Source organism: uncultured Gemella sp., from assembly GCF_963525875.1.
Taxonomy (GTDB): domain Bacteria; phylum Bacillota; class Bacilli; order Staphylococcales; family Gemellaceae; genus Gemella.
Map to the genome: position 1 here is coordinate 1 of NZ_CAURMG010000057.1, position 7,339 is coordinate 7,339.

Here is a 7,339-nt window from a genome sequence, read left to right on the forward strand (position 1 = left end):
GTAAATTTTTCGTTTCATCATTCATTTCTTTTGTGTCAAATCCTAATTCACTCCAACCATATAAATAAATTAACTTTTGCAAAACTCGTAAAATATGAGCAAAATATTGCGCTAAATCTGCTGGTAGTGATCCAAGTATTGCAAAACCTCCCGGAAGTCCTGCTGCTGCAGAAATCGTACTTACTTGGGTAGCCTCTCCTTTAATACAACTTTTTGCAATTTGATTAATATCTTCTACTGGAATTCCTGCATACGCCGGATTATATTGAATTGCTAATTCAACTACTTCTGGATGATATCGATCCCTTAATTCTTTTCTTAAAAATAACTCTCTATCAATTTTTACCATTGGAAGTTTTGTCGTTTCCAATAGTAATCGATCAATTTTCAATAATTTCAAAGTGATTCTCCTCATTTTTGTTCTATGGGTTTGACTGATTATAGCATAGGTTTATTAAATCAGAAATAGGCATCCCTAAACTTCGTCATAAAACAGACTTTTCTTTTAAATTGTGGCAAGGGACGATAGCAGCCTCCTTCGGGATCTCATATCTTTGCTACTATTTTGAAACTCTTGTTTATTCCGATTTTATCGTAGAGAATTTATTGATAAATATCTTTCGGTATTGATATAATTTGCTTATAAGGGAGGAATGATTGATGGCCGATAGCGCATTTTTATACACACTTAATCCAGATGGTTCAGCGATGATTGGATACGAAGATTATGATGTCGATATTTTTGACGGAGACGATTATGAAGTCACTTACTTATTAGATGCGGATAACTATACTAATCTCTTGCATCATCTAAATATTCCATTAAATCACGATACTAAAAAACAATTAAAAAAAGAATTTGGGAAACATTTCGACTCTAGAAAATTCGAAGAGTTTTGTACGGAACATTGTATTACTTATGAACGTAATGTGCGGATTGGATAATTAGTTATTATGAAAATTAAAGGAGAAACATCATGAACAATCAACAAGCACAAAATTTTTTCTATGATAAACGGGATACTCCCTGCCCAATAACAGAAGCGTTAATTAAGTCAGGCTATCAACAAGAACGTGAGGGCTATATTACTTATGCTAAAGAACATGGTATTGAAGTTAATTATCTTGAAGCAAAACCTACTCAGTGGTGGCATTTAATCAAATGTTATTGCGCCCAATCAGATCCTCAAAAACTATTTCCTTATTCTGTCAAATGTGGTGAATTATACTTTTGGATGGCAGAAGTGTCAGGAGCATTTAGTCAAGAAGAACTTTTGACGTTAAAAGATCAAGCAATCGCTGCTTGTGATAGAGTTATTAGAAAGAATCACTCCCTTCCACCTCTAAAAACTGCCAAAGGAAATCTTATTATTAGGGATTATTGTTTTGAAAGAATTTGTGAGGTTATTGAGAGAGTATGAATGAAAACTCCTGCTGAAAATTTAGTCAGCAGGAGTTTTTGCTCATTATTTTCTATTTTTTACTATATTTTCTATCTTCTTTAATTCACTTAAACAGTCATTTTCAACTTGGTTTAAAGTATATTCAGCATCATTTGTCTCTTTTGTTTCACCTTTTATTTCTGTTGATTCACTAAACAGTTTTTCATCAATCTCTATATCATCATCTATTTTACTTAGTAATTGCTCAATATGATAGTTCCAATCTTTCATCATCATCGTACATTCTTGTTTTGCTTGTTTCTCTGCAAAATCCAAATATTCTGAAACTAATTGATTAAAGTTACTCAATTCTTTTTCAGTTAAACATCTTTTGGAGTCAGAATATGTTGGAAGTTCTCCTTTAACAAGTTTTACTCCCTTATTATCACCCCATTCAGTTGCTGTTTGTTGATGAATAGGAAAATGTAATTTATTTCGAACTGTAGTGAAAAATCTTTTAGCTTCACCACTATCCTTATTATAATCAACGGATGTTGCAAACAAATCTAACAGTTGCCGATAAAATACTTTCTCACTAAACCGAATATCATAAATCCGTTCTAATAGTTCTTTAAAATAATGGTCTTCCCCTAATTTTTTAAATCGTTCATCGTCCATGACAAAACCTTTAATGAAATATTCTTTTAGAACCGTTGAAGTATACTTTCTAAATTGTGTTCCTCGCGGGGATTGTACACGATATCCTATCGCTAAAATCATATCAAGGTTATAGTAGGCTACCTTTCTCTTTGGGAATCTATCTTCTATCTTACCTTGATTAGTAGCTGTAAACTGATAGTTGATAACCACTTTTTCATCTAGCTCGCCATCTTCTAAAATATTTTTGATATATTTAATGATGGTTTGTTTAGTTGTTTGAAATAATTCCGCAATCTGAAGTTGAGTTAACCATATCATTCCATTTTCTAGGGTAAGATTAATCTTTGAGTTTCCATCTTCAGTGTGGTAGATAACGAAATGATTCATCACTTTCAACTCCTTAATTGTGGTGTGCGTTAATTTCTATGTTCACTTTAGTTATGTTACTCTTCAACGTATGAAATTCCCATTTTTTATGGAGATTAATCTAAAAAGAGACGTCCTAAGTCTTAGTTAAATTTCCTGTTACTCAGAGGTTTCAATACTAATTTTTTTTAAATGATTAATAATTTTTTCTTGCGTTTTCTCAAGAGAAAAAATAAATGAGTTAATCATTTTTTCACAATCAGTTTTATTTATACTATCATATCTATCGTTCAATATAAATTCAGTCATTTCAAGCCAAAATTTGTGATTAATTTCAATTTGTCTAATAAATTCCCAAAATGATTCTGTAATTTCTTTAGGAATATATAACCGATATATCCTAACTTTATTTTTTATAGAAATAAATAATTCTGTATATTTCTTATAATGCTGTATAAATTCATCAATTGAATTATTTAATTTGGAATCCCTATCTAACGAAGCCTTTAACTCATATTGCAAACGACCTAATTCTACCATATTTTCATGTACTTCATCATAAAATTTCATTTCACGATTTAACAATAACTCATAAGCTCTTGTACTTCTATATAAATTATTTTTAAACTGCTCTAAATTTTTTTCGTAAACTGATTTAATAATAGTTTCAAAAAAATGTTTAAGTATCCCTTTAAAAAAAGGCATTAAAGCAATTAATACTACTGCATTTCCAAACCAATTTACTATATTTTCTATCCAATTATTCACATTCAACACTCTTCCTGTTTTCTTCTTATAATAACAATTGACTTTAATTATAGATTGATTTCAAACAAATATATGAATAAGTCCCTAGGGGGACCCAAATTTTTGTCACGTTTTTCCTTTTTAAATAGACTTGATTGATAAAATTCCACTATCCCCCCTGTAATTATTCTAAAAATTCACTTGCACTAAAGAACCCTAATAACCTTTTTAGAAGATAGTTAATGGTAGTTAGCGTTAGTAGAGCAGCTTCATTTATAAATTTCTTCCCTATCATTAAATCAATCTCCAAATGTACAAATTCTGAACGAGAATGAATAAATTTGTACATTTTCAAACAATCTAATTTTTAGTACCTAAACTTAAATACTCATCAACTATTATATCTTCTACCTTTCTTCTAATAGTTCTAAAATTATTATATGCCTCTAATTCGTTTAACTTATCTTGAATACTATTTATCTCTAAATTCACAGTTTTTTCTTCTGCCATTTTAGCAATTAACTCCTCTGCAAATTCCTTAATAAACTCTTTTCTATCCTGAACTGATAATTCAACAAAACGATAAACTAAATCAAATCTAGATACAAGAGAATTTGGAATTAATTTACTAAATTCTCCCTTCAATACATTAGAAGTAAATACAATTATATAGCCATCTAAATCATGCTCTCTTCCATGCCTATCCGTAAATTTACCATCTTCTAATAATTCATAAAAAAAATTAAAAACATTAGGTGTCGCCTTTTCAAATTCATCAATCAAAATAACTTTAGATTTTGAATTTTTTATTTTATTAATTAATTCCCCTCCTTCTTCACTACCAATATAACCTAGAGGCGATCCAATTAAACTATTCAAGACACCTTCATTAGAATAATTACCAAAATTTATTTTTATAATAGCTTGATTGGGGTACAGGATTTCTGAAAGAATCTTGGCAAACTCTGTTTTTCCAACTCCTGATTCTCCTGATAAAAAAATGGAAAATATTTTCCTAATATTTAACTCATTTAATAAGATAAACTTTTTTAGTTGGAAAATAAAATCTTTTTTAAATTGTCTATGCCCTTTTAATTTAATATTAAATTTAGAAATCATATCTTCCGTAATGTTTTCTATATTCTTTTTTTCATTCTGAGTATCTTCTTCAACCTTGCGCTGCTCTATTGATAAGTTTCCACTAAATTGGAATGAAAAGGGAAAATATTTTATAATTTCACTTTTGACATTTTCACTAACTAAAAATTTAATCTCCTTACTTTGATTTTGAATTTGTCTTATCATTATTTCAAAAAATAATATTAAATCAGGTCTAAATGAAATCTTGTAAATCATCTCAGTAATATCAATATACCTAATATCTTTATCAACAAGTATCTTATTTATTTTTTTAATATCATACTTAAGATTAAAGTCGTCATTTCCCAAAAATAGAGTTCCAATTGGTAGAATTTTTATATCCAAACCCAATTCTAAATTCGTTTGACTATATGTATATAAATCAATAAAATTTATATCTGTACTCATATATTCTTCCTCGTTATTTTTCTTAATATAACTTTCATCTATTTCATCAAATACAAATGGATATTTTTCCAAAAATTTATCCTTGTTTAAAACATTTATAAAAAATTTTGCCTGTTTATAATACTCCTGAAATTTATATAGAAAATTTTCATAACTTAATCTTTTGTCAAATTCAAAAGCTAAAGAAGTAATATCTATATTAAAATTATTTGCTTCAGATATATCCAACTCTTCAAGACTATTTAAATTGCTTGTTAAAATAAAAAGATAAGCAATACTTATAAATTTTCTACCTTGAAAATCTTCTTTTAAATCATTAATCCCAGTATGATCAAATACATACAATTTTTTATTCATTTTCTAACTCCCTATTAAATTTCACCTCTTGTATAATAGCGACAACATCAATCAAATGCATCTGTTTACTAAGTTTATTTATTTCAAAATTAAATGCATAATTTTGTTGATTTTCTATGGTGTCACTTTCCTTCATTACATCATAATCAGTACCCTGTTTTTTTTTAGTATAAAATTCTGAAAAAATCTCTAAAAATTTTGATGAAATACTCTCTCGTTTAGAAAAGTCTATTTTTCCTCTATATATCCCAATTATACTCAACTTTCCTAATTGTAAATCATTATGAAAATATCCATTTTCAAAATTTTCATCTGATTTATACGGTAATTGAATTAAAAATTCTTCATTTTGATGATTATCTGAAATATAATGTTCAAATTGATAATCTATTGTAAAATCATCTAACATTGTTTCTAACATTTTATTTACATTAATTTCAAAATTTTCATCGCCTTGATTTTTCAGATTAATATCTTTACAAATATTTAGAAACATAACTGTATCATTAATGTTTCTTTGCTCTAATTCAACATCTCTAAAAAGCATTAATTGACCTGATGATAAATTTTTATTACTACTTAATTTTGCTACTTCATATAATTCCCTTAACATGATTGATTTTGTCATCTTTACATCAAAATTTTCATATACACGTTTCTTATAATTATCTTCTTTTTGAAACGAAAATTCTCCAGAAACTAAATTTGTTTTAGAGTCTATTAACGAAGTGGTTTTAAGTAGTTCTTCCGAAATTTGCTCTTTTTCTACTCTTTTCATTATTTTATTATCAAGAAGCATAGCAAGTTCATGTGCCTTTGAGGTATTAATATAGAATAAATTAAATAAATCCTTGGATAAGTAATTATTAGACATTTCTAAAGATAAATTTTCGTTTTCAAAGAAACACAAGAAAAAAACAGTAAAAAGAATAATATGTACAAGTAAATCTAATACTACTGAATAATTTTCTATAAATACTCTTTCAAATCCAGTTATAATTGATAAACAAAAATAACTCACGATAATTGATACAAGATTTACTTTTCTGTTCATTTCTATTTTCAATATCTTACCCACTACAAAACCAACACTTAATCCAAACACAGGAAGTAAAAAATACAGATGACCTTTATTATAGAAAACTAAAATGGTATACACACATAAGTATATAAATAAATATGTACTAGACCACAACAAAACATTTACAATATTTTTATAACTTAAATTACTTTTCATATTTCTACATAAACTCCTTACCTTTTTCTTAATTTTTATCATACGTTATTCTATTGTTACGATTTTTTCACGAATAATCATCTATATACCATTATACCATTCTTTATCACAGTCATATTACTTTAAGACAAATAATTTTTAAAAAGCATTTTCCTCTAAACTTATTAATTATATTTAGTATTAATAAACATCTTTTTTATAATTCTATTCCTATTTCCCGCTTGATATATTAACACTTCTTACTCCGACAGTGTATAGTATTATCAATAAAATTCCTACAAACTTACTTGCACTTGTTATGTTTTAAATACCAATTGTGTATCCATAAATTTTTCTAGACATCATTACTATTAGAGAAAAAATTAGTAAAAAAGCACACACCTAAAAGATTCTACCCTTAAAGCCGTGCGCTCTTATTTATAAATTTGATTTAATTTATTCAACAAATCAAAAATTATCTAATCCAAACTCTTAATAAACCTCTTTTGAGTTTTATCGCATACATATCCGATACTCTCATAAAATTTATGTGCTTCTACACGATAGTCTGCTGAGTTTAGTCTAACAAATGAAACGGAATCATTTTTAGCATTTACTTCTAAATAATGCATTAATTCTTTACCAATTCCTTCACCTTGAAACTCTGGCATAACAGCTAACCCCAAAATGTTCAAACCGGCATAAGAATAAAGACTTTCATATACTTCAGCATGCACAAATCCAACTACTTTCTGTAACTTTTCATCTTCATATACATAAACATAATGATGATTTACATCCTCTGATAGTTTTTGTATTTGTCTCATGACTGTCTCAATAGATACTGAATATCCTAAAGAAATACTACATATTCTTTGTATTGCTTCTGCATCTTCTATTTTTATATTTCTAATCATGCTCTACTCCTCCATAGTCATTTAGAAATAATATCCCCCAACTTATTCCCAAATATTTTGGATATAAATTGAGAGATATTTAAATATTATTTCCTACTCCCACTCAATCGTAGCAGGTGGTTTACTTGTAATGTCATACACCACTC

The 7,339-nt window shown here is 27.6% G+C and carries 8 protein-coding genes and 1 pseudogene; 2 read left to right on the top strand and 7 right to left on the bottom strand.

All coding sequences use genetic code 11. The annotated features are described in order from the left end of the window. Positions 1–400, bottom strand: a pseudogene (locus tag RWQ73_RS07325) (hypothetical protein); the annotation flags it as partial. A gap of 257 nt (positions 401–657) precedes the next feature. Between RWQ73_RS07325 and RWQ73_RS07330 the strand changes: the two are divergent. Beyond that, complete coding sequence (locus RWQ73_RS07330) at positions 658–945, top strand: hypothetical protein (protein ID WP_314407699.1); 288 nt, start codon at positions 658–660, stop codon at positions 943–945. Between the two features lie 32 nt (positions 946–977). Then, a complete protein-coding gene (locus RWQ73_RS07335) occupies positions 978–1,421 on the top strand; it encodes a hypothetical protein (protein WP_314407701.1) in 444 nt (147 codons plus the stop codon). A gap of 45 nt (positions 1,422–1,466) precedes the next feature. Here the strand turns inward: RWQ73_RS07335 and rhuM are convergent, their stop codons facing one another. From rhuM to RWQ73_RS08005, 6 genes are all read right to left on the bottom strand, one after another. Then, on the bottom strand, positions 1,467–2,429 hold the full coding sequence (gene rhuM / locus RWQ73_RS07340; RefSeq protein ID WP_314407702.1) for a RhuM family protein: 963 nt from the start codon (positions 2,427–2,429) through the stop codon (positions 1,467–1,469). A gap of 138 nt (positions 2,430–2,567) precedes the next feature. After that, positions 2,568–3,176 (bottom strand): hypothetical protein, encoded by a 609-nt coding sequence (locus tag RWQ73_RS07345; protein ID WP_314407704.1) that lies wholly within the window; start codon positions 3,174–3,176, stop codon positions 2,568–2,570. 339 nt (positions 3,177–3,515) lie between these two features. Further along, positions 3,516–5,060, bottom strand: coding sequence for an AAA family ATPase (locus tag RWQ73_RS07350; RefSeq protein WP_314407705.1), 1,545 nt, complete (start codon positions 5,058–5,060; stop codon positions 3,516–3,518). Beyond that, complete coding sequence (locus tag RWQ73_RS07355) at positions 5,053–6,297, bottom strand: hypothetical protein (protein ID WP_314407706.1); 1,245 nt, start codon at positions 6,295–6,297, stop codon at positions 5,053–5,055. Before RWQ73_RS07355 ends, RWQ73_RS07350 begins: the two co-directional genes overlap by 8 nt. A gap of 458 nt (positions 6,298–6,755) precedes the next feature. Beyond that, positions 6,756–7,193 (bottom strand): GNAT family N-acetyltransferase, encoded by a 438-nt coding sequence (locus RWQ73_RS07360; protein ID WP_314407708.1) that lies wholly within the window; start codon positions 7,191–7,193, stop codon positions 6,756–6,758. A 93-nt stretch (positions 7,194–7,286) separates the two neighbouring features. Continuing rightward, complete coding sequence (locus RWQ73_RS08005) at positions 7,287–7,337, bottom strand: hypothetical protein (RefSeq protein ID WP_077855962.1); 51 nt, start codon at positions 7,335–7,337, stop codon at positions 7,287–7,289. Positions 7,338–7,339: the final 2 nt, after the last annotated feature.